A 24,769-nucleotide genomic window follows, 5' to 3' on the forward strand; every position below is an offset into this window, starting at 1 on the left:
ACTACGTCGCGTCCCCGGCCGTCGGGGGTCAACCCGGTCGTTCGTTCGTCGTCACCCTCACGCCCGTGCCGAGAGGACCTGCCGGGCCTCGACGATCTCGTCGGCAGCGAACGCCGGAACCGCGCCGTCCGCCACGGGTGGGGCACCGGTGCGCGCTGCGGTGGCGAGGTCTGCCAGGTCGGCGTGGAGGCGCTCGCCGTCCGCGGGGTCGACGGGGCGCCGCGACCCGGGGTGCTGGACGTGCCAGCATGCGGCGAGCGTCCGGTAGGTCAGTCGCTCGCACGCGGCGACGGCCGGCCACAGCCGTTCGGCCGCTCGAGACGCCCTGCTCCCGCTCTGAACGGCGGCGTCATAGGCAACCAGCAGTGCCATCGCCCGGGTCTGGGCGTCGCGGCGGGCCACGCGGGCCGACGCACTGGTCACCTCGCCCGCGGCGAGGTGCGGCACGAGGAGCGCCAAGGCGTCCAGCGCGTCGGCGAGCGCCGTGCGGATGCGGGTGGCCTCGTAGCGGTGTCCGCCGAGCAGCAGCACCGCGAAGGCGACGGCGCAGCCGATCAGGGTGTCGACGCCGCGGGTGAGCAGCAGTTCGCCGAGGTCGCCGATGGGCCGGCCACCCGAGGCGATGGTGAGTGCCGTCGGCGTGATCACGACGGTGGCCAGCGCATAGTTGCGCACCACCAGCATCTCGATGGAGAACTGCAGGACGAACAGCAGTGCGGCCAGCCACGGGCCGTGCGGGTGCAGCCCGAGGATGCCCCCGGCCAGTCCGAGCCCCGCCAGCGTGCCGAGCAGGCGTTGCAGTCCGCGGACCACGGTGCGGCGGCGATCGAAACCGTTGTGCAACACCAGGACTGCGGCGGCGATGGCCCAGTACCCGCGGTCGACGCCGAGCGCGGTCGCCAACGACCCGGCCACCACTGCGGCCACGCCCACCTGAACGGCCACCCGGAGCGGGTGAGAGCCGGCGAGTGCGGAGCGGAGCAGCGCAACGCCGCCGGGCCGGCCCAGCGGGATCTCGTCGGTCCTCGGACCGCGTTCGGAGTGCGGGCCGGTGGTGCCGCTGACGAGGCCGGCGAACGTGGCGTGCAGGCGGTGGTTCGTCGCTCGCAGCCGCTGCAGGGCGGCGCTGCGCTCGGGCCGGATGGGCTGGAAGGTGACCAGGACCACCCAGGAGTGGTGCAGGGCGCGCGCCGCGGCGTCCACCGAGCGGTTCTCCGCAGCGGTGCCCACATCCTCGGCCAGTCGATGCACGGCGCGCTCGGCGGCCGCGACGGCCGCCCGCTCCGGTCCGCGATACCGCACCAGGGCACCCGACATGTGCACGAGCCAGGAGAAGGCGCCGCCGCACAGCACCAGCACGCCCAAGTGCCACGGGCTTTCGTGCTCGACCGAGATGCCGACGCCGGCCGCACAGGCCAGCGCGAACATGTAGGCGCCGGGCGGTCCCACCGCCAGCGTGTTGCACACCAGGACGGCGACGGCGGCGATCGCCGACGTCACTGCCACGCCCAGCCAGGGATCGGTCGATGCCGCCCAGTCGCCCAGGGTGACCGCGACGGCCAGCGACACCGCGACCACGGCGAGTTCCAGCGCACGGTAGGCGTACGGGCGTCCGCTGCCGTACAGGGCGGTGAAGCCGCCGATGGTGGCCGTCAGTCCTGCGGCGACATCGCCGGCCGCCCACCCGGCCACCACGGGCGCCGCCATGCAGAACCCCGCACGCAGGGCGAAGGGCCACCGTCCCGTCAGCCGGTTCACGGCGACGACCTGGCCCACGATGCCCGGCAGCACCCGATCAGGCTAGTGGACCGGTCCGATCAGTCCGGCCGTCGCATCGGGAAGCGCCGGCGCCGCGCGAAGCGGTCGTAGGCGGCGCCGCGGCGCATCTCCACGACGGCGGCGATCGGTCCCCAGTTCAGCCCGGCTCGGCGGGCGTCGTCGACGGCGTCCTGCAGGGCGTCCAGTGCCGCGCCCGCATCCGCGCCGCGCGGACAGTGGGCGAGGCACTCGTAGGCCGCGCGTACCCGGCGCAGCGCCTCGTCCTCGGCGGATGTGTCGTGTGCCTGGCGCATGTGTCCTCCGACTGCTCAATGGACACCATTAGACACCCATTTAGCCGAGCCGGCCGGGGTGACGATCCGTGGGTAAGAAAGGCGTCAGGTTTCGACGGTCACCGGTGCCGGTGCGGCTCCCGCAGCGCCAGCTGCTCGACCTCCTGGGGGTCGCGGCGGGCGAGGTCGGCCAGCAGGCCCGCATCGCTGAGGTCCAGCCGCGCCGAGTTCTTCCAGTCGTGGCGGGCCACCTCGTTCAGTCGCTCCAGGACGTGGTGATCGCTGAACTCGATGGCCAGTTCGCGGCGGTGGTCGAAACTGCCGGGGGACAGGTTGATCGATCCGACGATGGCACGTTCGTGATCGGCCAGGATCATCTTCGCGTGCAGCTTGAGGTGCTTGAGGTGGTGGATCTTGATGCCGACGTCATCGAGGATGCGCAGCCCGCTCACGCCCTCGAGCAGCTTGTCCTTCTTCAAGTGGTGCGGCGCCCGGGCCATCACGTGCACCTTGACCCCGCGCCGGGCGGCACGGACCAGGCGTTCGATGATGACGGGGTCCTGGTAGCGCTCGTTCTGCACGAACAGCGCGGACGTGGCGGAGTCGATGAACTCGGCGATGCGCGCACGGCCGTTGGTGGGGCACCACAGCAGCCGGGCGTCGTGGCCGGGGTCGAAGTCCTCGCGGTGCCAGTCGGCCTCGAAGCACTCGACGATTTCGAGCACCTCGGTGCGGCTCGGCGTGACGACGGCGTAGTCCCGGGTCTCGGTGAAGTTCTCCTCGGTCCAGTTGAGTGACTCGACGAAGGCGTGCTCGTCGTCGACGACCATCGACTTCTCGTGGGTGAGATCGAACGCCGGATTGCTGGCTCGCACGTCGATCCCGAACGCCTGCAACATGTCTCGCGCGCTGTCGTTGTCGGTCATCCCGTCGCGGCGGGCGGGGTTCAGCATGACCTGGACCATCACGCCGCGGCGGTGAGCGGCCACGACCGCGTCGAGCAGCGGCGTGTGGGAGAACGCGAACATCTTGATGCGCACCGAGCGCCGGGCGCCGGCGATCGCGTCGAGCACCGGCTGGGCGGAGTCGTCGGGCAGGATGATCAGCGAGCGCGTCACGGCACCTCGTCTTCGTACTGGATCCGGTGCAGTTCAGCATAGGTACCGCCGGAAGCGAGCAACTCGGCGTGCGTGCCCTGCTCGACGACGCGGCCCTCCTCGAGCACGACGATCTTGTCGGCGTCGCGGATCGTGCTGAGCCGGTGCGCGATGGTGATCACCGTGCGGTCGGCCATCAGCCGCTGCAGCGCCGACATGACGAGGTGCTCGGACTGGGCGTCGAGCGCAGCGGTCGGCTCGTCGAGGATGAGGATGGGGCTGTTGCGGATCAGCGCGCGGGCGATGCCGATGCGCTGCCGCTGACCGCCGGACAGCGTCATGCCGCGTTCGCCCACCGCGCTGTCGTAGCCCTGCGGCATCTCGGAGATGAACTCGTGCGCGTTGGCGAGCTTGGCCGCCTCCACGATCTCGTCGTGGTCGGCGTCGGTCCGGCCGAAGGCGATGTTGTCGCGCACCGTCCCGCGGAACAGCACGGTGTCCTGCAGCACGTAGGCGATCTGCTGCCGCAACTCGTGCAACTTGTACTCGCGCAGGTCGACGCCGTCGATCCGCACCGCGCCCATGCTGGGGTCGTAGAACCTCGGGATCAGGCTCACCAGGCTCGACTTGCCGCTGCCGGTGTGCCCGACGATGCCGACCAGCTGGCCGGGTGCCACGTCGAAGGTCACGTCGCGGAGCACCGGCTTCTCGCCGTCGTAGCTGAAGGCGACGCGTTCGAAGGACAGCGCGCCCTTCACCCGCGCCGGGTCCACCGCGTCCGGCTTCTCCTCGATGGCGGTCTCGGCGTCGAGCAGCGCACCGACCCGCTCGACGCCCACCGACGCCATGGCGATGGTGTTGGTCAGCTTCGCGAGGTCCTGCACCGGCTTGAAGAACGAGGCGAGGTAGGAGATGAACACCGTCAGCGTGCCGGCCGTCATGGTGCCGGCGAGGATGAGCGCCGAGCCCCGCCACAGCACGATCGCTGTGCACGCCGCGACCACCACCGCGACGATGGGCGACACCACCGACTTCACCCGGCGCGCGTTCAGCGCCGCGTCGACGGCCTGCTGCCCGACGAGGGCGAGCTGGCGCCCCTGCTCGGACTCGCGGTCGAAGGCCTTCACGACGCGGATCGACTGCAGACCCTCCTCGGCGACCGCCACGATCTCCGATTCGCGCCGGCGCACCTCGTGCGTCGCCGCCTTCACGGCCTTGCGGACGCGCGAGACGAACAGCAGCAGCAGCGGCGCCACGACGAGCGCGATCAGCGTGAAATCCCACTGCAGCCAGAGCATCAGCGCCAACATCCCGACGATCGTCAGCAGGTCGGTGGCGATGCCGAGCGTGGACGCCGACGCGAAGTCCTGGATGGTGTCGACGTCGTCGGTGAGGGTGGACAGGATCGGGCCGACGCGGTGGGTGTCGAAGTAGCTCAGCGACAGCTGCTGCAGGTGATGGTAGGCGCGGTTGCGCAGCTCGTTGCCGATGCGCTGACCGACGGTCTCGGTCAAGTAGTTCGCCACGTACGTGGCGACCGCGGCGATGACGGCGATGACGACGACGATGATGGCGGCCAGCCCGGCGACGTGCATCTTGCCCTCGCCGCCGAGCATCGGCTGCAGCAGGCCGTGCAGCCACCACGGCAGTGGGTGGTCCCCAACGACGCTGTCCAGCACGATCTTCAGCGGCCATGGAGCGGCCAGGCCCATGGCGATCTGCACCACGAGGACGGCGAAGATCGCCGCCAGCAGCCACCGGTGCGGCCTCAGCAGTTCGAGGATCAATCTCACGGTCACCAGCGCCTTGCTCGGAGGATGGGCCAGGTGGATCGGATCGCAGCGTACAGCCACGGGCGGTTCGAGCGGCGCCAAAGCACCGGGCGTGGTTTTGCGTCGTGGGCACCGGGAAAGCCGGTGGAGTGCACGAGTACGTGGAGCGGGAACTGAAGTGGTCGGTGGACGCGGACTTCGAGATGCCGGACATCGCGGCGTTCGCGCGTGACGGCGAGGTCCGGACCGACGCGGTCGAACTGTCGAGCACCTATTACGACACCGCCGATGACGACCTGCGGGCCCAGGGCATCGTGGTGCGCCGCCGTGACGGCGACGACGACACCGGGTGGCAGGTGAAGCTACCCACCGCCGACGGCCGGCTCGAGCTGCACTGGCCGCTCACCGATACCCCGCCCGAGGAACTGCTGCGGGTGCTGCGCGGTGCGGCACTCGGCAAGCCGCTGTCCGAGGTCGCCACGATCCGCACCCACCGGCAGCGCCACGTCGTCATGGCCGGCGGCGCGCAGCGTTTCGAGGTCGCCGACGACGCGGTACGGGCGTCGGTCGGCGACGCGCTGCTCGCCTGGCGCGAGGTCGAGGTGGAACTCGGGCCGGACGAACGTGCGGTGCCCACGAAGCTGCGCCGCGGCTTGCGCGCTGCCGGCGCACGGACGGCCTCCTACCCGTCCAAGCTGGCGCGTGCCGTCGGCGCACCCCGACCACCGCAGCGATCGAAAGCCGCCGCGGTCCTCGGTGACTACGTCGACGCACAGCTCGCCGCGATCGTGGCGGGCGACGTCGCGCTGCGGCGCGGCCAGGACCCCATCCAGGACACGCGGGTCGCGATCCGGCGCCTGCGCAGCGTGCTGCGGGTCTTCGCCGACGTCATCGCCGAGGACACCGACGGCCTCGACGCCGAACTCCGGTGGTTGGCGGGCGTTCTCGGCGACGTGCGCGATCCCCAGGTGCAGCAGGAGCGCTTCGCCGAGGCGCTCGGCGACATTCCGTCCGAACTCGTCCTGGGACCCGTGCGGTCGCGGATCCGCAGCGATCTGCGGGGACGTGAACTGCGGGCGCGCACGGCCGTCGACGAGGCCCTGGACACCGAGCGCCACCTCGCGCTACTCGCCACTCTGCGGCGGTGGCGCGGTACGCCGCCGTTCGCGGCGGACCTCGCCGCCAAGCCGCTCGTGGCGGACGCCAGGCGGGCCGGGCGCAAGGCCCGTCGCCGCCTCGCCCGTGCGCTCGACGCCGGCGACCCGGACCTGCTGCACGGCGCGCGCAAGGCCGCCAAGCGGGCCCGCTACGCCGCGGAACTGGTGTCGCCGCTCGACTCCGGATCCGCGCGGTGGGCGAAGCGGTTCAAGCAGGTGCAGACCATCCTCGGCGATCATCAGGACGCCGTCGTGGCCTCGAGGCGCTACGCCGGCTGGGTGCCGCCGCGGGATCGGCGCCGGGGGAGAACGGCTTCACCTTCGGCCTGCTGTACGCGCGCGAAGAACGGGTGATGGCCGACGCCAGGGTCCGGGTCGCCGGCGTCGCTCACCGCTGAGCGGTCTCGCCGGCGATGCGCCGTTTCTGTTCGGCGATGGCGTCGTTCAGCCGGGAGGCCTTCGGCCAGCCGTAGTACGCCGCGAAGTGCAGCGCCAGTTCGTCCATCTCGGTGGGCGACACGTCCCCGCTCTTGAGTGCGGCGTACACGTGTGACTGGATCGGCAGCTCGGCGTCCTGGAACGCGACGCACGCCACGGTGATCAGGCGGCGCTCCCTGTGGCCGAGGCCCGGCCGTAGCCACACCTCGCCGAAGACGAAGTTCAGGATGCCCGCGCCGGAGTACGGGTCGTCACGCGTGGGCGCGAACGGAAGGCAGTTGATGTCACGGAAGGACTCCTCGCCGCCGCGCAGACGCGCCTCGGGGTCGCTGGCCGTCGTCAACGGCAACAGCGGGTTCGGCTCGTCGGCGGCAAGCCCCCGTTCGGCGAGAACACGGGCCCACTGCGCACCGACGACGATGTTGAAGCGCGATGCCTTGGGCCAGCCGGCGTACACCGCGAAATGCAGCACGGCTTCCCGCATCTCGTCGATGCCGACGTCGCCGCTGGCCAGCGCGGCGTACACGTGCTCGACGAGGGGCCCGTCGGCGTCGGCGGCGGCAACGCAGGCCAGGGTGACGAACCGGCGGTCGCGCCGGCTGAGGCCCGGCCGCGACCACACCTCGGCGAAGACGAAGTCGATGAGACCGTCGGACGCGGTCGGGCTGTCGTCGTCGGGCGCCGGGACGGTCATGACTTCGGCGTATCGCCGCAGCCCGGCCACGTGGCGGTCGTCGGTGCTCACGGCACTCCTATCGGATCGTCACGCCGGCGTCCACCTTGAACTGGAGGCCGGTCACGTACCGGGATTCGTCGGACACCAGGTACAGCACGGCGTTGCTCACGTCGACCGGTTCGATCATGGCGGTGGGCAGCGCGTTGCCGAAGAGGGGCGCCAGGTCCGTGCGGGTCTCGGCGAGCAGTGCGTGCATGGACGCCGGCGCCATGCCGGTCGGTACGCCGGTGGGATGCACGGTGTTGACGCGGATCCCGCTGCCGGCCAGTTCGTTGGCCAGTGCCACGCTCATGCCGACCATGCCCTGCTTGGACGCGGTGTAGGGGATGTGCAGCGGGCTGCCCTTGATGCCGGCGGCGGAGCTGATGTTGACCAGACTGCCCCCGCCGGCGTCGAGGAGGAAGGGGATGGCGGCCACGCACGTGTTCCACGCGCCGATGAGGTTGACGTCCAGTACCAGGCGCCAGTGGGCGCCGGTGGTCGAGTCCCACGTCCCCGCCGTCAGGACACCGGCATTGGCGACGGCGGCGTCGAGACCGCCGAGTTCGCGCGCGGCGTCGGCGACCGCGCGCCGCAGGGCGTCCTCGTCGCGGACGTCGACGACCGCGGTCACGGCGCGGCGCTTGCATCGACGTACCAGCCGGGCCGTCTCTTCGAGATCGGCGACGGTCGCGAGCGGATACTCGAGTCCGGGCAGGGATGCGCAGACGTCGACCAGGATGAGATCGGCACCCTCCTCGGCCAGGCGCATGGCGTGGCTCCTGCCCATGCCGCGCGCGGCGCCGGTGACGAGAACGCGCTTGTGCGCGACGCGGCCGCTCACAGCTTGTTGCAGAAGCCGGCGTCGACGGGGAACGTCACCCCAGTGACGTACCGGGCGTCGTCGGACACGAGGTAGGCGATGGCCGCGCTGACGTCCTCGGGTGCCAGCATCTCGACGGGCATGGGGTTGGCGAGGTGCGGACCGCCGCCCTCGGGATGACTGCGGAGGAAGTCCTGCATCTGGTCGTTCGTGGCCATCATCGTGTCGACGGCGGTCGGATGCACCGTGTTGACACGAATTCCGTGCGGCGCGAGCGCATTCGCAAGCGTACGCATCAGCCCCACGATGCCGTGCTTGGACGCGGCGTAGGCCAGACCGCCGCCCTGCGTTCCGCCGAACCCCTTGAGTCCGGCGGTGGAACTAGTGAAGACGATCGCACCGCCCCGGTCACCGGCCAGTAGGTGCGGCAGCGCGGCCTTGGCCGTGTGGAAGGCGCCGACGAGGTTGACGTCGAGGACGTCGGTCCACTGCCGAAGTTCCTCGGCGAGGGTCAGTTCGCGGAAGGCCATCGTGGCGATGCCGGCATTGGCCAGCACGACGTCGAGCCGACCGAAGTGGGCTACGCCGGCGTCCACGGCGCCCGCAAGGGCGTCGAAGTCACGGACGTCGGCCACGGAGGCGAGCATCGTGCCACCGCGTTCGGCCACCAGGGCGACGGTTTCGTCGAGTTCGGTGCGGGTGGCCATGGGGTAGCCGGTGGAGTCGATGTCGGCGCACACGTCGATGCCGATGATGGCCGCGCCGTCGGCAGCCAATCTCAGCGCGTGGCTGCGGCCCTGGCCGCGTGCGGCGCCGGTGATCAGGGCGACTCGTCCATGCAGGCTCATCGTTCCTCGCTTCGGTGCGGTCGGACGGCTCTGCGCCGTCCTGGAGTAACCGTGTTACTGCGGTACGGTAACCGGGTTACACCGCCGAGGGCAAGGGGTTGGTCGAATGAGCGAGGCGATCGGCCGCGCGGATGCCGCGCGGGGCGCAGACGCCCGCATCCTCGCCATCGTGGCGGGCATCCTGGACGAGGACGGTTACGACGCAGTCCAATTGCGCGACGTGGCGCGGCGGTCGCGGACCTCGCTCGCCACGATCTACAAGCGCTACGGCAACCGCGACGACCTCATCGTCGCCGCGCTTCAATGGTGGATGCAGGAGAACCGCTACGCGAAGGTGACCCGTGGGGGGCGTCGGCGCGGTGAGTCGTTGCACCAGGCCCTGATGCGGTTGTTCCGCACCATCTTCGAACCGTGGGAGGACCATCCCGGCATGCTCGCGGCGTTCTACCGTGCGCGCTCGTCACCCGGTGGCGACCGGCTCCTGCACCACGGTCTGGACGCGGTCGTGCCGGCCGCCATGGAGGCGCTGGCCGACGTCGACGAGGCCTTCGTCGCCGATCTCGATGCGGTGCTGTCGAGCCTCGTCTACGGCCTGCTGGGCCGCTTCGCAGCCGGCGAGATCGCCATCACCGACATCGTCGCCACCCTCGACCGCTCCATCCGGTGGATGACGCGGGGCTACGACGCCGAGTCGGCGACGTCGAACTCGACGTGCAGTTCGGTGAGCCCGCGGAGGAGGAACGTCGGTTCGTAGCGGTAGGTGCGCCGGTCGGCCGGGCCGTGCGCCGTGGCGCTGATCCGGATGTCGCGCAGGCGGTCGAGCAGGCGGTGAACCGTGATCTGACCCTCGACGCGCGCCAGCGGGGCGCCGGCGCAGGTGTGGATCCCGCGACCGAAGGCGAGGTGCTCGCGCACGTTTCGGCGGTCGACGCGGAACTCGTCCGGCGCCTCGAACTTCGCCGGATCCCGGTTGGCCGCACCGAGGCAGAGCATCACGACGCTGCCGGCGGGAATGCGGACACCACCCAGCTCGGTGGTCCTGCGAGCCAACCGGAAGTCGACCTTGGTCGGGCTCTGCGTGCGCAGCGACTCCTCGATGAAGGCCGGGATCAGGTCTCTGCGCTCGCGCAACAGGTCCTGGAACTCGGGGCGGTCGCCGAGGACCTGGACGGTGGTGCTCAGCAGCTTGGTCACCGTCTCCTGGCCCGCGGCGAAGAGGAACGTGGCCGGACGCACGACCTCCAGCACGGCGGGCGTCGACCCGTCGGGGTAGGTAGCCGACGCCATGCCGCCCAGGATGTCGTCGCGTGGCGCACGCCGGCGATCGGCGATGTAGGCGCTGAACGTGTCGTCGAGGTACTGCAGCGGGTTGAGTCCGACGGGCTCGCCGTCGAGCGCGCCGACGCGGTTGCCCGTCGGCTTGTCCGCGCCCAACGCCCGGCGGAACCCGGCTCGGTCCTCCGGCGGGACGCCCAGCAGATCGGTGATCGCCAGGGTGGCGAAGGGTCTGGCGTACTCGGCGAGGAACTCGCAGCGCCCGTTGCCGATGAACTCGTCGAGCTGCTCGTCGACGAGCTGCCACATGAAGTCCTCGTTCTCCTTCAGGCGGCGTGGCGTGAGCAGCCGGCTGAGTAGCGAGCGCGCCCGGTCGTGCTCGGGCGGGTCCATCACCACCATGTGCTCGTGGATCGGAAACAGGTGCCGGTGCGCCTCGATCTGCGCCGAGATGTCGTCGCCCTCGGGCACGAACGGAAGGGGAGGGAAGGGCCCACCGATCGCGTTGACGGCCGAGAACGCATCGACGTCCTTGAACACCGCCATCACCTCGGCGTACCCGGTGACCGCCACGACGCCGTGATGCGGTTCCACGGTGACCGGTCCGCGGCTCCGCAGGTACTCGTAGGGGTCCTGGGTCACCGCCTCGTCGGAGAAGTAGTCGATGTCGGCCACGTGCGTCACGTGTCGCCTCCTTCGCGTCGCCCAAGATTTGAACGATTGATCAAAGTCGCGTCGATTGTCTAACACGTCGTCGACACGTGGTCAAGGACGCGTCACCGTGCGTGGCGATTGCGCGCACGGCGTGCACAATGTGGGTCGTGGCGGCCACGCGGACCAACCGGGACAAGGAGTCCGTGACCCGTACGCGCCTCATCGAGGCCACCGCGGCCCTCATGCGCGAGGAGGGCTACGCGGCCGCGACGTCGCGGCGCGTCGCCGAGCGCGCGGGCGTCCGCTCCGCCCTGGTCTACTACTACTTCGACACCATGGACGACTTGTTCGTCGCGGTGTTGCGCGCGGGTGCCGACGCGGCGCTCGACAGGATGCGACAGGCTCTGCACGCCGACGACCCGCTGCAGGCGCTGTGGGAGATCAACTCCGATGCGCGCCTGACCGTCCTCAACTCCGAGTTCGTCGCCCTCGCCAACCATCGGAAGGTCGTGGGTGTCGCTCTCAAGGCCTACGCCGAGCGGGTGCGCGACATCGAAACCGCCGCCGCTGCCATCGGACTACGCGCTCGTGGCGTCGACCTCAGCGACTACCCGCCCGTCGTCGTGTCGATGGTGCTGGTGCAGATGTCACGCAGCCTGAGCAACGAGAGTGCCATCGGCGTCACGGCAGGACACCGCGACATGATCGCGGTGGTCGACCGGCTGCTCGGCTCGACACCGGAGGTCGGTTCCACTACTTGAGCATGCTGCCCGCGTCGACGGTGAGCGGCAGTCCGGTGACGTATCGGGACTCCTCGGAGGCGAGGAAGAGCACGGCGTTGCTGATGTCGACCGGTTCCACCCAGCCGACGGGCAGTACGTGCATCATCTGCGCGACGACGGCCATGTCGTCGGGCCCGGGGTTCTCCAGGTCCGGCCGGAACAGCTTCATGGTGCCCTCGTTCATGAACATCGGCGTATTCACGTTGGTCGGGTGGACCGAGTTCACCCGGATGAAGTGCTGCCCGAGTTCGACGGCGAAGGTGCGCATCAAACCGACGACGCCGTGCTTGGCCGCGATGTAGTGCCCGGTGTGGGGGTACGCCTTGAGTCCGCCGACCGAACTGGTGAGGATGATCGAGCCCCCAGGTCCGCTCGACAGCAGGTGGGGCACCGCGCACTTCACCGTCTTCCACACCCCGGACAGGTTGACGTCGATCATGTCCTGCCAGTCGGCTTCGCTGGTCCGATCCAAGGTGTTGCCGCCGTTGCCGATCCCGGCATTGGCGACGACGATGTCGAGCCTGCCCAATTCCTCCACCGCTCCGTCGAGGGCCGACGCCAGGGCGTCGTAGTCGCGGACGTCGACCTCGGCCGTCACGACGCGCCGACCGAGATCCTTGATCAGTCCGGCGGTCTCGGCGAGGTCGTCACGCGTCGCCGCGGGGATCTCGCTGCTGCTTCCCACCTGACGGCAGACGTCGACGGCGACGATGTCGGCGCCCTCCTGCGCGAGCCGCACGGCATGGCTGCGTCCCTGCCCGCGCGCCGCCCCGGTGATGAATGCGACTTTGTCCGCCACGCGTCCGGCCATGGTGCGCCTCCCGTCCGGTGCCGCTCGTCCAGCGGCACGATTTGATCGATCGATCAGGACGATGGCAGTACGCGTGCCGGCTGTCAAGGGGTCGGGCGCGAGGTCAGCGTGCACCGGAGGCCGAAGTGGTCGGACGGGAAGATCCGCGGAAGCTGCGCCGAGAGCGGTTCGGTGCCCAGCAGTCCGATGTCCGACGCCGACCAGGCCGTCCCCTTGAGCAGGATGCGGTCGAACCGCACGTGCCGGTGCTTGTCCTTCATGTCGTAGCGCATGAGGTTGATCGACGTGTCCTCGGTGTATCCGTGCTCTCCGGGTCGCAGTGCGGGCCAGAGGTCGGTGTACGGGGCGGTGATGCGTCCGTTCTCCCGGTCGCGCATGTTGAAGTCGCCCAGGACGACGGCGTCGTCGGCGCCGCGCAGCGCCCGGGTGATCGCCCGCAGCTGCGTCGCGCGCAGGCCGGCACGTCGTTTGCCGCTGTCGAGGTGGATCGAACACACCGTCAACGGATTGTCGTCGAAACCGAACTCGCACAGCAGGATTCCGCGCGACAGCTCACTCGGCAGCGGCCGGTAGGTGACGCGGCGAACCGGCAACCGCGTCAGCAGCACTATGCCGTAGGGCCCGATGTCGCGATGCCCGACGGCGGCGGCGCTGCGGTAGTCACGCCGAATCCACGGTTGGGCGTGCAGGATCGCCAGTGCGCGCGGCGTCATCTCCTGGAACACCATGACGTCGGGCGCGAGCGGCGCCAGCACGCCGGCGAGCGCGCCGTGGCGTTCGTCGGCGTGGAGGTCGTCGAACCACACGTTGTACGTCGTGAGCGTCAGTGTGGCGGGTGCCGCCTCGTCGGCGTCGGCGACGTGGTTGGCGACGTCGGCGGCGTCCACCCACCGCCCGGCCACCGCGTCGTACACCCGCACCGGGACGCGGCGCCGACGCCGGCCCAGGCCGCGCCACACCGAGAGGACCGAACGCACACCGCAGATTGTCCCCGCTGTGGCGGTTTCCTAATCTAGGGCCATGACGAACGTCGACTAATCTAGGGCCATGACGAACGTCGACTACGTGCTCGTCGGACCCGGTCCGTCCAGCGACGAGGTTCAGGAAGCGGTGGCACGCATCACCGACAGCGTGCTCACCCCGGAGGGCAAGCTCTACCCGGTCATCGGTCGACCGACCTCGTTCCTGCGCGTGCTACCGGATCGAGAGTCGCCCGGCGGCACGGCGATTCACGTGTTCTTCGCCAGCCAGCCCGTGGCGGAACGACACGAGCTGGCCCGCTCGATTCATCGCGGCCTGTCCGAGGCCACCGACTGGGATCTCCGCCTGGACTGCGAGGCCTGAGCGGCGGTCAGACGTCGGAACTCTCCCGCCAGAGGTCGATGCCCGATTCCGACGCGTACCGGTCGATCTCGGCCAGTTCCTCGGCGCTGAAGTCGAGATTGCGCAACGCGCCGAGATTCTCCTCCAGCTGCGCGACGCTCGACGCGCCGACCAGCGTCGAGGCCACCGTCTCGTCGCGCAGCACCCAGGCCAGCGCGAGCTGTGCCAGCGACTGACCACGGCGCCGCGCGATGTCCGCCAGAGCCCGCAGACGGTCGAGCACCTCGTCGGTCACCAGGTCGTCGTCGAACGTGGGACGGGCGGTGGCGCGGTCGATCTCGGCCGCGGAGCGCTCGAGGTAGCGGTCGGTGAGCAGGCCCTGTCCCAGCGCGGTGAAGGCGATGGCGCCCATGCCCGCCCGCGCGAGTTCGGACGTCAGATCGCCCTCGATCCACCGGTTCAGCAGGGAGTAGGACGGCTGGTAGATCACCAGCGGTGTGCCGAGTCGCTGCGCGATCTCGGCCGCCTCGGCGGTCTTCGCCGCGGAGTACGAGGAGATGCCGACGTAGCGGGTCTTGCCGGCGCGGACCGCGGCGTCCAGGGCGCCGATGGTCTCCTCCAGCGGCGTTCCGGCGTCGATGCGGTGCGAGTAGAAGACGTCGACGTAGTCCAGGCCGAGGCGGTCCAGGGACTCGTCGAGACTGGCCAGCAGGTACGCCCGGCCGCCCAGTTGTCCGTACGGTCCCGGCCACATGTCCCAGCCGGCCTTGGTCGAGATGAGGAGTTCGTTGCGGTAGGGCTTGAAGTCGCGCCGGAGCATCCGGCCGAAGTTCTCCTCGGCCGAGCCGTAGGGCGGGCCGTAGTTGTTGGCGAGGTCGAAGTGGGTGATCCCGCGGTCGAACGCGTAGCGGAGCACCTCGCGCTGCACGTCGAAGGGCCGGTTGTCGCCGAAGTTGTACCAGAGCCCCAGCGAGATGGCGGGCAGCAGCAAGCCGGAAGTGCCGACCCGGCGGTACGGCATCTCGTCGTACCGGGTGCGCGCGGCCACCCACGGGTCGTGCGTGAAGGGGACGTCGGGGATCGCGAACGGCTCGGCCATGGCATCCAGCCTAGGCCGACCTGTCAGGGCAGCACCGTCTTCAGCAGCATCACGTTGTACGCCGACCACAACGAGAGGGTGTAGTACAGCTCCTTGCCGACCGACCACGGGTGCAGGTACGGCGCATAGATGCCGCCCGGGATGTCCGTGGCGCGTACCAGAAGCTGTTCGGGACCCCAGGGGCCCTGGGGTGCCGGCGCGGTCCGCATCACGACGTCGTTGGCGCCGTTGCAGTGCAGCACGACGTACTGCTTGAGGTAGGTGTTGTACTGCGCCGACAACTCCCCGACGGGACCGGGGATCACCGGTGTCGCGGCGGCCGGATTCGCCGGCACCCACGCCTGCTGATCGCCGTTCCAGTACTCGTAGCGCGTGAGGTCCGGAACCAGGGTGGGGGCCACGCGCGCGAGGTACGCCGCACCCCCTCGGCCCGGCGGTGTGCCGAACGCGTACAGGTACGGGTCGCCGGGACCGGGCTTGAGGAAGGCGCCCATCTGGAAGTTCTCGTTGCCGCCACCCGGCGGCCGGATGGTCCCGGGATAGACCCCCCAGGTCTCGCCGTTGTCGGTCGACGTGGCGATGGCCGAGAAGTTCGTCGACCAGGACCCGGGGCTGTCCCAGTTGCGGATCGACATGAAGTTGAGGAACTGGTTGCGGCCGACCGCCACACCGGCGGTCGGGATGATGCCCGTCTCCTGCGGAGCCTGGCCGATGCTGTTGATGATCTGCTTGGAGATGCCCGGACGCCACACCGGCGACCCGGAATAGCGGTTGGCCACGGCGCCGTCGGCGACGGCGACGGTCTTGGCGAGCGAGCGGTCCTGGGTGCGGAACAGTGCGTTGTAGCGCCACTGCTTGCCCGGGATGCCGCAGTAGCCGTTGGTGTCCCCGAACGCCATCAGCACCTGCCCGTTCGCGGGATCGCCGTTGTCCCACATGATCCCGAGGTCAGTACCGGTGATGGCGAACCGCTGGATGGTCTGGTTGGGGCTGTCCGGTCCGGTCACCCAGCCGACGATGGAGGTGCCGGGCGGACTCGCCGGGACGGCCGCCGCCGGTGCGGGCGGGGCGGGCGCGGGCGTGCGCACCGGCTCGGGGGCCGCGGCGCCGGGTGCGGGCGACGACACGACGGCGGCCTGCTGGCGCACCTGCGCCGACGGCGGCACCAGCGCCTTGAGGATGGCCAGCGGTAATTGCCCGAGCCGGGGGAGCGGCGCGGCGTCGTTGGCGCCGGCCGGTTTGTGCCCGAGCGGACGGTTGAACGGTGCCAGCGCCGACGGACTCGGGATCTGGAAGGCCTGACCCGGCAGGGGCTGAGCGGCCGCGGCGGCGCCCTCGCACGGCTCGGCGACGGCAGGCGGCGCCACGCCGAGCGTCACGCCCAGAACCACCACCGCAACGCTGGACACCGTTGCCAGCGGAACCGTTCGCAGTCGCGGCGACATGCCTCACCTCTCGGCCGGCACGTCGCGGTCTCGTGGCGACGTGGTTCACGCGACGTTAGCGACCGCGTCCTCACTGCGGGGGACGGTGCGCGAACGGGTATGCGTTCGTGACCGTGTCGCAACCGCGGCCGCGGGCGCCGAGGTCGGCGCCCGCGGGCCCGCCGTCACGCGTCGGCCGGGACCGGCGGCACCTCGACGAGCAGCGCCATGCCGTGGTGCGGGGGCATCTCGACGGTGAAGCTGTGCAGGTCGTCCACGGTGGCGAAGGCCTTGCCGGTGAACATGTCCGACACCGTGCCGCCGGGTGGCAGGGCCTCGGAGCGGACCGTGCCGGCCACGTCCTCGTTGGCGAAGTTCAGGACCGTCAACTGATACTGACCCTCGTCGGCCAGTTGATGCACGAGCACCAGCATGCCGCGGTGCGAGACCTCGGGGATGTCGACCTGCGTGCTCGTCGCGATGCCGTAGTGCGAACGCACCCGCAGGATCGCCTGCAGCTGCCGCAGGAAGCTGGTGTCGTCATCGAGTTGCTGCGGGATGGGTCCGTAAAGGCTACGGCCGCGCGGCATCCCGGCCGTCGACTGCGTCGCGTCGGGGTTCACGCCCATCAGGTCGTGCGCGGCGCGGTGGATCCACCGGGTGTCCCCGCCGCGCAGCAATTCGGCGACCTCGCTGGTGGGCAGCGTCAGCATGCCGCACAGATCCCAACCGCTGAGGGCGAAGACGCCCGGTTGCAGGGCGTTGAACATCGCCAGCAGCAGGTGCGCGCGCCGGACCCGATCCAGCGACACGCCACCGCCCGAACCGTCGCCGATGTCGTCGAGGTCGGTGACCCCGAGTGTCGCCGCGATGACGGTCGCGGTGGTGCAGGCGATCCCGTTGGTGGTGAACACCTGGTTGTACGGGCCGTTCGCGCCGGTCAGCTTCTCCAGCAGGTCGCTGCGCACCGATTCGCCGAGCGCCTCGCCGGTGACCTCTTCGCCCTTGTAGGTGTAGACGTCGTCGCGGTGCCCGTTGGACCAGTGCACGAGTTCGTAGGTGAGTTCGTCGTGGTTCTGCAGCGCGTGCACGAGCGACGCCGGGTCGACGCCGAGTTCGAGCGTGGTGCGCAGCGTGAGCCGGAGGAACTCGGTGTCGGCGGTCGCGAGCGCGTGGTGGTAGGCGGGCCGGTTGATGAAGTCGTAGGACAGGTCCGCACCGGCCTCGCCGATCTCGCGGATGTCGTCGATCGTCAGGTTGAGTTCCTGGAAGGTGAAGCCACCCACCTTGCGCACCATGCTGGCGATCAGGTGGTTCGCGGCCTCCGACAGCGGATGCCCCTCCGACCAGCCCACCGAGTCCTCCGACGCCGCCTTCTCCGCGCCGAGGAACCCGTTGGCGTCCAGGCGCAAGCCGCCGGTGCCGAGGTCGGTCAGCGAGTGCAGCGCGTCGCCGATCACCAGGCGCATGCCGGCGAAGGACGGGTCGAGCCAGTTGATCGACGGTTGACCGTCCTTGAAGTAGTGCAGGTACACCCAGCGCCGCTCGACGCCGTCCACGCCGAGCACCGGGCGGGTGACGCTCCAGTTGGTCTCCTTGACGCCCTCGGCGTAGAAGATGACCCGCTGCAGGCGGCCGATGATGTAACCGGCCTTGTCGAGCCACTCCTCGGTCGCGGCATCGATGTTCACCGAGTCCGCGCCCGGCGGAACCTCGGGGAGGTGCTCCCAGTCGCGCGGGTCGATCTCGACCATGTGGTAGATGCCCGGGTAGTCGGCGTACTTCATCTCCGCGAGCCGGAAGTCCGCGCCCTTGCCCGTGTGGCCGGGCACGATGTCGTCGATGATGGTGCCGCCGTACCAGTTGGCCGTGCCGCACATCGTGCGGAATTCGTCCTCGGTGCCGAAGGCCGGGTCGATCTGCGTGCTGATCCGGTCGAAGTGCCCGTCGACGCTGGGCGTCAGATCCCACCCGGAGATCCCGCCGGCGCGTTTGACCGGGCCGGTGTGGATGCCCTCGATGCCGATCTCGGCGAAGGCCTTCCACATCTCCTCGTCGGCCATCGCCTTGAGGAACGACTCCTGCGGACGCGTGATGAGCGACAGCGGGTAGGCCGTGAACCACACCGACGCCGTGTCGACCGCACCCCGGGGACTCGGGGTGGCGTACGGGTTCTGCCACATCGAGCCCTGGCCGGAGAACTGCTGACTGATCTCGTTGGCGTCGGCGAGCATCGACTGGCTGAGCAACCAGGACACGTAACCGGCGTTGTCCGCCGTCGGCGAACCGTCCTGCGTCAGCGACCGCCGGGTGAACGGCGTACGCACCCGCGGGCGGAAACGGAGGGCACGCGGGCGCGCAGGATGGAGGTGCTCGTCGAAGGTGACGTCGGTCGTCTCGCTGACCTGGTCTTCCGGCTCCGACTCTGCCGCGTGAGTCATGCATTCCCTTCGCAGATGCGCGTGAAAAGGCTGAGGTGATCGTCCGCACGCAGTATTGCCAACGTTCGGCGATGTTGAAACCGGAGAATCGGCGCCGCTGCGCCCGGGTCTATTCGGCGCCGCTGCGCCGGGTTCCTTCGGCGCCTGCGCCGGGGTCAGAGCCCGAGGCGCTCGAGCGCCTCGTCGAACTCCTCCGCGGCCACCTTGTCGCCCCGGCCCGCCGCCAGCGCCTGCGCGTACACCTGGACCGCGGAGTCGCCGGTAGCGGCGAAGCGCGCGTCCCATGCCTCGCTGTCGGAGCGCCAATATCCCGTCACGTCGAGCTGGTCGACCGACCACCCCGCAGCGCGGAAGTGCTTGCGGACGGCGCGCGCCTGCGCGGCCTCACCGGCGAACCAGCAGTAGCCGACGCCCGGGGGACGGGGCCAGCGCCGTACCGCGTCGGCGAGCCCACTGCCGCCGACGCCGTTGCCGGTGCCGAGGACGGGCAGCAGCGTCACCGCCGGATGCGGCGGCAGGTACGCCAGATCGTCGTGGTCGAGCACCTCGGCCACCACGGTCGCGGGCGTGCCCTCGCCAAGCCGTTCGATGATGCGGGCGGTGGCGGGCAGCCCGGACAGATCACTGACGAGGAGCTGCCACGACGCGCGGGGATCGGGTCGGTACCAGGACCGGGCATGGTCGAGCCCGACGAGGTGGCCGTTCGCCGCGGTGAGGGCCCACGAGGTGCCCGGTCCGTCGGCGTGCAGCACCACGTCGACGTCGATGTGGTCCTCGGGACCGTCCCGGACGTGGCGCCGCACGGTGTAGGTGCGCGCGTCGCCGTCGGGCGTTCCGTCGAAGTAGACGCCCACGGCGGCATCACCGGCGTCCGGGATGGCCAGCGCGGCCGGTTCGGTGATCCGCAACGTGATTCGCCGCAGACGCGGGCCCAGGTCAGCGGCGCCGACGACGGTGGCAGGGGTGAACGGCATCGCTGGACGAGGGTACGTCACCGGCGCCCGCCGGCCCGGTAACTAACATTGCCGCCAATTCGCCCGGTACCCTCTCGGCACGTGGTGGTGTGCACGGAAGCCTGCTGGTCGTCGGCCGACAGCGAAGTCCTCGGTGATTGCCCGACCGGCGCAGGTGCCGCATCGTGAACGTCCTCGCCGCGGCACTGGCCGAGCGCCTCTCGGCGAGCGGCAACGACCTCGTCGTCCTCACCGACGGCACGTGGCGGCACCATCCGTGGCCGGAGGTGCACGCGCGCGCCGAGAACGTGGCCGAGCGTCTGCTCGATGCCGGCGTCACCGCCGTGGGCCTGGTGGGGGAGCCCACCGTGGAATTCATCGCCGCGATCGTCGGCGCGTGCTACGCCGATGCCGCGCTGTCGATCCTCCCGGGACCGATCCGCGGATCCGACGCCGAGCAGTGGGCGGCGTCGACGCTGGCCCGGTTCGCCGGCATCGGCGTCGCGCACGTCCTCGCCAACGGTCACTACCTCGACGGTCTCGCTGCCGTCGACGGTCCGCTACCGGTGAGCGCGGTCGCCGCCATCGCCGGTGCGGAGCGCTCGACGACATTCCGCCCGCCCGCAGGCCCGGCGCCCACGGCAGTACTCCAGGGAACGGCCGGATCCACCGGCGCGCCCCGCACCGTGCGGTTGGCGCCCGAGGCGGTGCTGGCGAACCTGCGTGGCTTGAACCTGCGCATCGGGGTCACGCCGGCCGACGTCGGGTGCTCCTGGCTGCCGCTCTATCACGACATGGGCCTGAGCTTCCTGCTGTCCGGGGCGCTCGGCGGCACCGACGTCTGGCAGGCGCCGACGGCGGCCTTCCAGGCCTCGCCGTTCCGCTGGCTGGGCTGGCTCACCGAGAGCCGCGCCACCATCGCGGCCGCTCCGAACATGGCGTATGGGCTGATCGGGAAGTACTCGCGGCGGGTGACCGACGTCGACCTCGCGCCGCTGCGGTTCGCGCTCAACGGTGGCGAGCCCGTCGACTGCGACCTGACGGCCCGCTTCGCCACCGAGATGGCGCGCTTCGGTTTCACGGCCGGAGCGCTGGCACCGTCGTACGGTCTGGCCGAATCCACGTGTGCGGTCACGGTTCCCGAACCGGGCACCGGCCTCCGGATCGACGGGACCGAGGTGCGCACCGATGACGGCGTGACCACGCGGAGCCAGGCCGTGCTCGGACATCCCATCGAGGGCATGGAGATCCGCATCGAGCCCCGCGACGACGTCGTCGTCGATGCCGGTGGCCGTGACGTCGGCGAGGTGCTCATCCGTGGCACGTCGATGATGAGCGGCTACGTCGGCGGTCCGGACCACGGTGAAAGCTGGTACGCCACAGGCGATCTCGGCTATGTCGTCGACGGCGGCCTGGTGGTCTGCGGACGTGCCAAGGAGATCATCACCGTCGCCGGCCGCAACGTCTTCCCCGCCGAGGTGGAGCGCGTCGCCGAGACCGTGCCCGGCGTGCGGTCCGGCGCCGTGGTGGCGGTCGGAACGGGTGAGCGTTCGATCCGGCCCGGGTTGGCCGTGGTCGCCGAGTTCCGCGGACCCGACGAGGAGGGAGCACGGGCGCTGCTCACGCAGCGCGTCGCGTCCGAGTGTGGCGTGGTGCCCGCCGACGTCACGTTCGTCAGGCCCGGTTCGCTACCGCGCACGTCCTCGGGCAAGTTGCGGCGGCTCGAGGTGAAGCGGAGTCTAGGCGGAAGCACCCACAGCTGACTCACAGGCTTTAAGGTGTCGGGCGTGCCTGAGTTCGATCGCCGCAGCGTGCTGATGATGACCGGGATCGGCCTGCTGGCCGCGGCGGTCCCCGTTCCCGCCCGGGCCATGCCCTCCGCCGGGCCGCTGCCTGCCTTCCCGCCCATCGACACCGCCGACGTCGGTGGCGGCGTGCTGTTCGCCGACGAGTTCGACGGCCCCGCGGGATCGCCTCCGGACTACGCGAAGTGGCGGGTGGCGCCGGCCCGCGAGACCATCCGCAACCCGGCCTTCTGGGACCGGCCGGAGAACATGGGTCAGTACCGCGACGACCGGCAGAACCTGTTCCTCGACGGCAATTCGAACCTCGTCATCCGAGCCACGCGCGAGGGTGACCGGTACTTCGGCGCGAAGATCCTGGGCAATACGACGATCGGCATCGGCCACACGTGGGAGGCGCGTCTACGCCTGAACTGCCTGACCCCGGGCGCCTGGCCGGCGTGGTGGATGCTCAACGAGGCACCCGGCGGTGAGATCGACGTCGTGGAGTGGTTCGGCAACGGCGGGTGGGCGCCCGGATCCACGGTGCACGGGACGCTCGACGGCACGACGGCGATCAACGCACCGATCGACGTCGACGATCAATGGCACACCTGGCGCTGCCAGTGGGACGAGGCGGGCATCCGGTTCTGGCGCGATCACGCGCCCGGCATGCCGCCGTACTTCGACGTCCCCGCCGGAGCACTCGATCCCTGGCCGTTCAACGACCCCGGGTTCCAGATGTTCCCGGTGCTGAACCTCGCGGTGAGTGGCTCCGGCGGAGGCGATCCGAGCGGCGGGGTCTATCCCGCGGAGATGCTCGTCGACTACGTCCGGGTGTGGTGACGCCGTCGCCCGTCAGCCGCCCGGCGGAGGCGGAGGCGGTGGCAGGATGAGCCCCGGCGGAGGCGGCGGAGCACCGTCGTCGGGAGCCGGTGGCAGGTACTCGACCAATCCCGGCGAGATCACCGTTCCGGGTGGCGGTGCGGTGCCGGGCAACGGCTGACCCAGTTCGGCCTCGGGCCGCTGCCCCAGACCGCCGTAGGTGCGGTGGTCGCGCTGCATGTCGATGAAGCGGCCGAACCACTCCCGCTTGCTGACGTCGGAGTTCTCCTGGCCGGGCGCCACGTCGAACTGCTTGCCTCCGGGCGCCGACGGGACCTCGTACTGCGGGAGGCCGTAGGCGTTGTTGAAGACGTTGAAGTTCGGCGGGGTGCCCGGGGATCCGTTCGGCGCCATGGGAACCGGAGCCTGGCCGAGGACGCTCGCCGCGTCGAGGCCGTTGACCGACGGCGCTCCGAGCGCGCCGGGCACGCCCGGCTGGTCGCGCTGGGCAAGCACACCGAGACCGTTGGACAGCGGCATGCCGAGGACCGGGACGTTCGGGCCGGCGGGCGGAGCGGGCGCTGCCGGATCCGGGGGCAGTGGTGCCGCCGCCGGGTCGGCGGGCGGCGGCACCGCCGGGTCGGCGGGCAGGGGGAGCGGCGGCGGAGGCGGCTCGGCAGCGGCGGTCGCCGGGAAGGCGACCGCCGCGCCGATGACGAACGCTCCGACGGCGATCCGGGTGGGACGGATGCGCACGGTCACGAGCGAACCTAGACCGACTTCGTGACGCCGTAGTAGGCGACGATGTCGTCGGTGTCCGCAGTCGAACTCGTCAGCGTCGCGTAGGAGCGCAGGAACGACTGTCCGACGCACCCGTCGACCTTGATGTGCGTGTCCTTGATGGTGACGCGGACCGGAGCGGCCTTGTAGGACTTCTTGTTCACCGGAACCTGCTGCACCGTACCGGGCTTCGCGTGGATCTCGATGGTGCCCGAGAGCGGGAAGCTGAGCGCCGGCGCGAACACCGGGCCGGTCGCCGGGAAGCTGAGGCCACCGACGCTGACGCCGGCCTGGCCGATCAGGCGGACCTGACCGAGTTCGATGCCGCAACCGATCTGGTAGCCGCTCTCCATGTTGCCGCCACTGAGCGTGCCCTTGCCGTTGCCGGTCACCGTGCCGGTGAACGTGCCGCCCACCAGGTACTCGCGCGAGGAGAGCGCGGTGGTCAGCGGCGCGATCGGCAGCTGGGTCTCGTTGGAGGCGGCGACGGTGAGGACCCAGCCGTCGGGGGTGGTGACGACGCCCGGGGGCGCCGAGGCGACGACGCCGTTGTCCGGCGGCGGGCCGGGATCGGCGGCGGGATCGACGGGGGGCTCGGCGAAGGCCGAGGGGGAAGCAGCTGCGAAGGGAATGGCGATGAACGCGGCCGCCACCGTGGCAAGACGATTCAACATCGTGGTTCTTCGTTCCTTTGTCGTGGGTTGATGGACGGCTGGGGTCAGACGGCCTTGGTGACGCCGATGTACGTGATCACGTCGTCGGTGTTGTCCGTCGACGAGGTCAGCGTGGCGTAGGAGCGAATGAAGGACTGACCGGCGCACTGGTCGGTCTTGATGCGGACACCGGTGACCGAGACGCGGGTGGAGGTGCCCTTGAACGACTTCTTGTCGATGGCGACGTTGGTGACGGTGCCGGGCTTCAGATACACCTTGCCCTGCAGGCTGATGCCGGCGCTGACGCTGGGCAGACCGATGGCGCTGATGGCCGGCGTGATGCTGGCGCCGGGGTTGATCTCCACCTCGTCGGAGATGATGCCGCAGCCGATCTGCTCACCGGCCTCCAGCGTGCCGCCGGCCAGCTTGGTCTTGCCGCTGCCGGTGATCTTGCCGGTGAACGTACCGGCGACCAGGTACTCGCGCGACGAGATGGCAGTGGTGAGCGGCGCCACGGGAAGCTGCGTCTCGTTCGAGCCGGACACCTCCAGACGCCAGCCGTCCGGGGTCACCAGCACACCCGGCGCGGCGGAGGGAACCGCACCCTCGGGCGGCAGCGGATTGGCCACCGGCACGATGGCGGGATCGGCCGGGGGGGCCGGCGGCGCCGGCTCCGCGAGGGCGAGGGGCGCAGAGCCGACGGTGGCCAGCACGCCGACGGCAGCCAGAGTGGCGAAGCGAGTGAACATGAGGTTTTGGGCGCCTCTCGTTGGTCCGAAACCGGATGAGTTGCAGGGGATGTGTCGCGTGGGAGCTTCCATGCCGCGAGTTACCGAACGGTGAACGGAAGGCGAAGAGTTACCGCCCCGTCATCGTCGAGTGGGGGTGGCGGAATCAGCGAGACTTTCGCTCCCGCAGAGTTTTTCTGCCTGACAGGCGGTTTGCAGCTGGTGGACACCGGATCGCCGCGCCCCGGCTCACGACGCGTTGCCGTGTGTTCACCATCGGTTCATGTTGGATCTCGACGGTGGGTCCGGTGTGGCGGCAGCGGAGCCGTCGTCGCGCGA

23 protein-coding genes are annotated in these 24,769 nt (G+C 70.4%); 6 read left to right on the forward strand and 17 right to left on the reverse strand.

Going from position 1 to position 24,769, the window contains the following annotated elements; translation table 11 throughout:
- Nucleotides 1-57: 57 nt before the first annotated feature.
- The 4 genes from FZ046_RS14960 to FZ046_RS14975 all read right to left on the reverse strand — a co-directional run bounded on the left by FZ046_RS14960 (nucleotide 58) and on the right by FZ046_RS14975 (nucleotide 4,947).
- The gene (locus tag FZ046_RS14960; protein WP_070352332.1) at nucleotides 58-1,791 is read right to left on the reverse strand and encodes an FUSC family protein; all 1,734 of its coding nucleotides are present in this window, start codon (nucleotides 1,789-1,791) and stop codon (nucleotides 58-60) included.
- Nucleotides 1,792-1,817: 26 nt separating this feature from the next.
- Complete coding sequence (locus FZ046_RS14965) at nucleotides 1,818-2,072, reverse strand: hypothetical protein (protein WP_070352331.1); 255 nt, start codon at nucleotides 2,070-2,072, stop codon at nucleotides 1,818-1,820.
- Nucleotides 2,073-2,170: 98 nt separating this feature from the next.
- Nucleotides 2,171-3,169, reverse strand: coding sequence for a phospholipase D-like domain-containing protein (locus tag FZ046_RS14970; protein WP_070352330.1), 999 nt, complete (start codon nucleotides 3,167-3,169; stop codon nucleotides 2,171-2,173).
- Nucleotides 3,166-4,947, reverse strand: a complete 1,782-nt coding sequence (locus FZ046_RS14975) for an ABC transporter ATP-binding protein (RefSeq protein WP_246182788.1) — start codon at nucleotides 4,945-4,947, stop codon at nucleotides 3,166-3,168. Before FZ046_RS14975 ends, FZ046_RS14970 begins: the two co-directional genes overlap by 4 nt.
- 98 nt (nucleotides 4,948-5,045) lie before the next feature.
- Here FZ046_RS14975 and FZ046_RS14980 point away from each other — a divergent pair, with 98 nt between their 5' ends.
- Nucleotides 5,046-6,431, forward strand: a complete 1,386-nt coding sequence (locus FZ046_RS14980; RefSeq protein ID WP_328514365.1) for a CYTH and CHAD domain-containing protein — start codon at nucleotides 5,046-5,048, stop codon at nucleotides 6,429-6,431.
- Nucleotides 6,432-6,465: 34 nt separating this feature from the next.
- On the opposite strand, the gene FZ046_RS14985 is transcribed toward FZ046_RS14980, so the two are convergent.
- Genes FZ046_RS14985 through FZ046_RS14995 form a run of 3 tightly spaced genes read right to left on the reverse strand, consistent with a single transcriptional unit; the run spans nucleotide 6,466 to nucleotide 8,901 of the window.
- Nucleotides 6,466-7,209, reverse strand: coding sequence for a carboxymuconolactone decarboxylase family protein (locus FZ046_RS14985; RefSeq protein ID WP_083298125.1), 744 nt, complete (start codon nucleotides 7,207-7,209; stop codon nucleotides 6,466-6,468).
- Nucleotides 7,210-7,267: 58 nt separating this feature from the next.
- A complete protein-coding gene (locus FZ046_RS14990; protein ID WP_246183045.1) occupies nucleotides 7,268-8,020 on the reverse strand; it encodes a mycofactocin-coupled SDR family oxidoreductase in 753 nt (250 codons plus the stop codon).
- 50 nt (nucleotides 8,021-8,070) lie between these two features.
- Nucleotides 8,071-8,901 (reverse strand): mycofactocin-coupled SDR family oxidoreductase, encoded by an 831-nt coding sequence (locus tag FZ046_RS14995; RefSeq protein WP_070352328.1) that lies wholly within the window; start codon nucleotides 8,899-8,901, stop codon nucleotides 8,071-8,073.
- A gap of 106 nt (nucleotides 8,902-9,007) precedes the next feature.
- Here FZ046_RS14995 and FZ046_RS15000 point away from each other — a divergent pair, with 106 nt between their 5' ends.
- Nucleotides 9,008-9,655: a TetR/AcrR family transcriptional regulator gene (locus FZ046_RS15000; protein ID WP_070352327.1), complete on the forward strand. Its 648-nt coding sequence runs from the start codon at nucleotides 9,008-9,010 to the stop codon at nucleotides 9,653-9,655.
- On the opposite strand, the gene FZ046_RS15005 is transcribed toward FZ046_RS15000, so the two are convergent.
- The gene (locus tag FZ046_RS15005) at nucleotides 9,580-10,860 is read right to left on the reverse strand and encodes a cytochrome P450 (RefSeq protein ID WP_070352326.1); all 1,281 of its coding nucleotides are present in this window, start codon (nucleotides 10,858-10,860) and stop codon (nucleotides 9,580-9,582) included. The two genes, FZ046_RS15000 and FZ046_RS15005, sit on opposite strands and share 76 nt — an antisense overlap.
- A gap of 128 nt (nucleotides 10,861-10,988) precedes the next feature.
- Between FZ046_RS15005 and FZ046_RS15010 the strand changes: the two genes are divergently transcribed.
- Nucleotides 10,989-11,591: a TetR/AcrR family transcriptional regulator gene (locus FZ046_RS15010; protein WP_099045862.1), complete on the forward strand. Its 603-nt coding sequence runs from the start codon at nucleotides 10,989-10,991 to the stop codon at nucleotides 11,589-11,591.
- Here FZ046_RS15010 and FZ046_RS15015 read toward each other — a convergent pair.
- Together FZ046_RS15015 and FZ046_RS15020 are read right to left on the reverse strand one after the other, a co-directional pair.
- Nucleotides 11,584-12,423, reverse strand: coding sequence for a mycofactocin-coupled SDR family oxidoreductase (locus tag FZ046_RS15015; RefSeq protein WP_070352325.1), 840 nt, complete (start codon nucleotides 12,421-12,423; stop codon nucleotides 11,584-11,586). The genes FZ046_RS15010 and FZ046_RS15015 overlap by 8 nt on opposite strands.
- Nucleotides 12,424-12,506: 83 nt before the next feature.
- Nucleotides 12,507-13,400, reverse strand: coding sequence for an endonuclease/exonuclease/phosphatase family protein (locus FZ046_RS15020; RefSeq protein ID WP_246182789.1), 894 nt, complete (start codon nucleotides 13,398-13,400; stop codon nucleotides 12,507-12,509).
- Between the two features lie 70 nt (nucleotides 13,401-13,470).
- Here FZ046_RS15020 and FZ046_RS15025 point away from each other — a divergent pair, with 70 nt between their 5' ends.
- Nucleotides 13,471-13,767 carry a hypothetical protein gene (locus FZ046_RS15025; RefSeq protein WP_070352324.1) on the forward strand — a complete coding sequence of 99 codons (297 nt, stop codon included), beginning with the start codon at nucleotides 13,471-13,473 and terminating at the stop codon, nucleotides 13,765-13,767.
- 7 nt (nucleotides 13,768-13,774) lie between these two features.
- On the opposite strand, the gene FZ046_RS15030 is transcribed toward FZ046_RS15025, so the two are convergent.
- The 4 genes from FZ046_RS15030 to FZ046_RS15045 all read right to left on the reverse strand — a co-directional run bounded on the left by FZ046_RS15030 (nucleotide 13,775) and on the right by FZ046_RS15045 (nucleotide 19,684).
- Nucleotides 13,775-14,845: an aldo/keto reductase gene (locus FZ046_RS15030; RefSeq protein WP_070352323.1), complete on the reverse strand. Its 1,071-nt coding sequence runs from the start codon at nucleotides 14,843-14,845 to the stop codon at nucleotides 13,775-13,777.
- Between the two features lie 23 nt (nucleotides 14,846-14,868).
- Nucleotides 14,869-16,290, reverse strand: a complete 1,422-nt coding sequence (locus FZ046_RS15035; protein WP_070352322.1) for a glycoside hydrolase family 183 protein — start codon at nucleotides 16,288-16,290, stop codon at nucleotides 14,869-14,871.
- Between the two features lie 164 nt (nucleotides 16,291-16,454).
- Nucleotides 16,455-18,710: a maltose alpha-D-glucosyltransferase gene (treS, locus tag FZ046_RS15040; RefSeq protein ID WP_070352321.1), complete on the reverse strand. Its 2,256-nt coding sequence runs from the start codon at nucleotides 18,708-18,710 to the stop codon at nucleotides 16,455-16,457.
- A 155-nt stretch (nucleotides 18,711-18,865) separates the two neighbouring features.
- Nucleotides 18,866-19,684 (reverse strand): siderophore-interacting protein, encoded by an 819-nt coding sequence (locus FZ046_RS15045; protein WP_070352320.1) that lies wholly within the window; start codon nucleotides 19,682-19,684, stop codon nucleotides 18,866-18,868.
- 164 nt (nucleotides 19,685-19,848) lie between these two features.
- On the opposite strand from FZ046_RS15045, the gene mbtM reads away from it, so the two are divergent.
- On the forward strand, nucleotides 19,849-21,426 hold the full coding sequence (mbtM, locus tag FZ046_RS15050) for a long-chain-fatty acid--ACP ligase MbtM (protein ID WP_070352319.1): 1,578 nt from the start codon (nucleotides 19,849-19,851) through the stop codon (nucleotides 21,424-21,426).
- A 24-nt stretch (nucleotides 21,427-21,450) separates the two neighbouring features.
- Nucleotides 21,451-22,290: a glycoside hydrolase family 16 protein gene (locus FZ046_RS15055; protein WP_070352411.1), complete on the forward strand. Its 840-nt coding sequence runs from the start codon at nucleotides 21,451-21,453 to the stop codon at nucleotides 22,288-22,290.
- Between the two features lie 12 nt (nucleotides 22,291-22,302).
- Here the strand turns inward: FZ046_RS15055 and FZ046_RS27450 are convergent, their stop codons facing one another.
- Genes FZ046_RS27450 through FZ046_RS15070 form a run of 3 tightly spaced genes read right to left on the reverse strand, consistent with a single transcriptional unit; the run spans nucleotide 22,303 to nucleotide 24,451 of the window.
- On the reverse strand, nucleotides 22,303-23,031 hold the full coding sequence (locus tag FZ046_RS27450; RefSeq protein ID WP_246182790.1) for a hypothetical protein: 729 nt from the start codon (nucleotides 23,029-23,031) through the stop codon (nucleotides 22,303-22,305).
- An 8-nt stretch (nucleotides 23,032-23,039) separates the two neighbouring features.
- Nucleotides 23,040-23,723 (reverse strand): MspA family porin, encoded by a 684-nt coding sequence (locus tag FZ046_RS15065; RefSeq protein WP_070353452.1) that lies wholly within the window; start codon nucleotides 23,721-23,723, stop codon nucleotides 23,040-23,042.
- A gap of 44 nt (nucleotides 23,724-23,767) precedes the next feature.
- Entirely contained in the window at nucleotides 23,768-24,451 is a 684-nt protein-coding gene (locus FZ046_RS15070; protein WP_070353451.1) for an MspA family porin, read from the reverse strand.
- Nucleotides 24,452-24,769: the final 318 nt, after the last annotated feature.

The sequence above is a fragment of the Mycolicibacterium grossiae genome (assembly GCF_008329645.1).
Lineage (GTDB): Bacteria > Actinomycetota > Actinomycetes > Mycobacteriales > Mycobacteriaceae > Mycobacterium > Mycobacterium grossiae.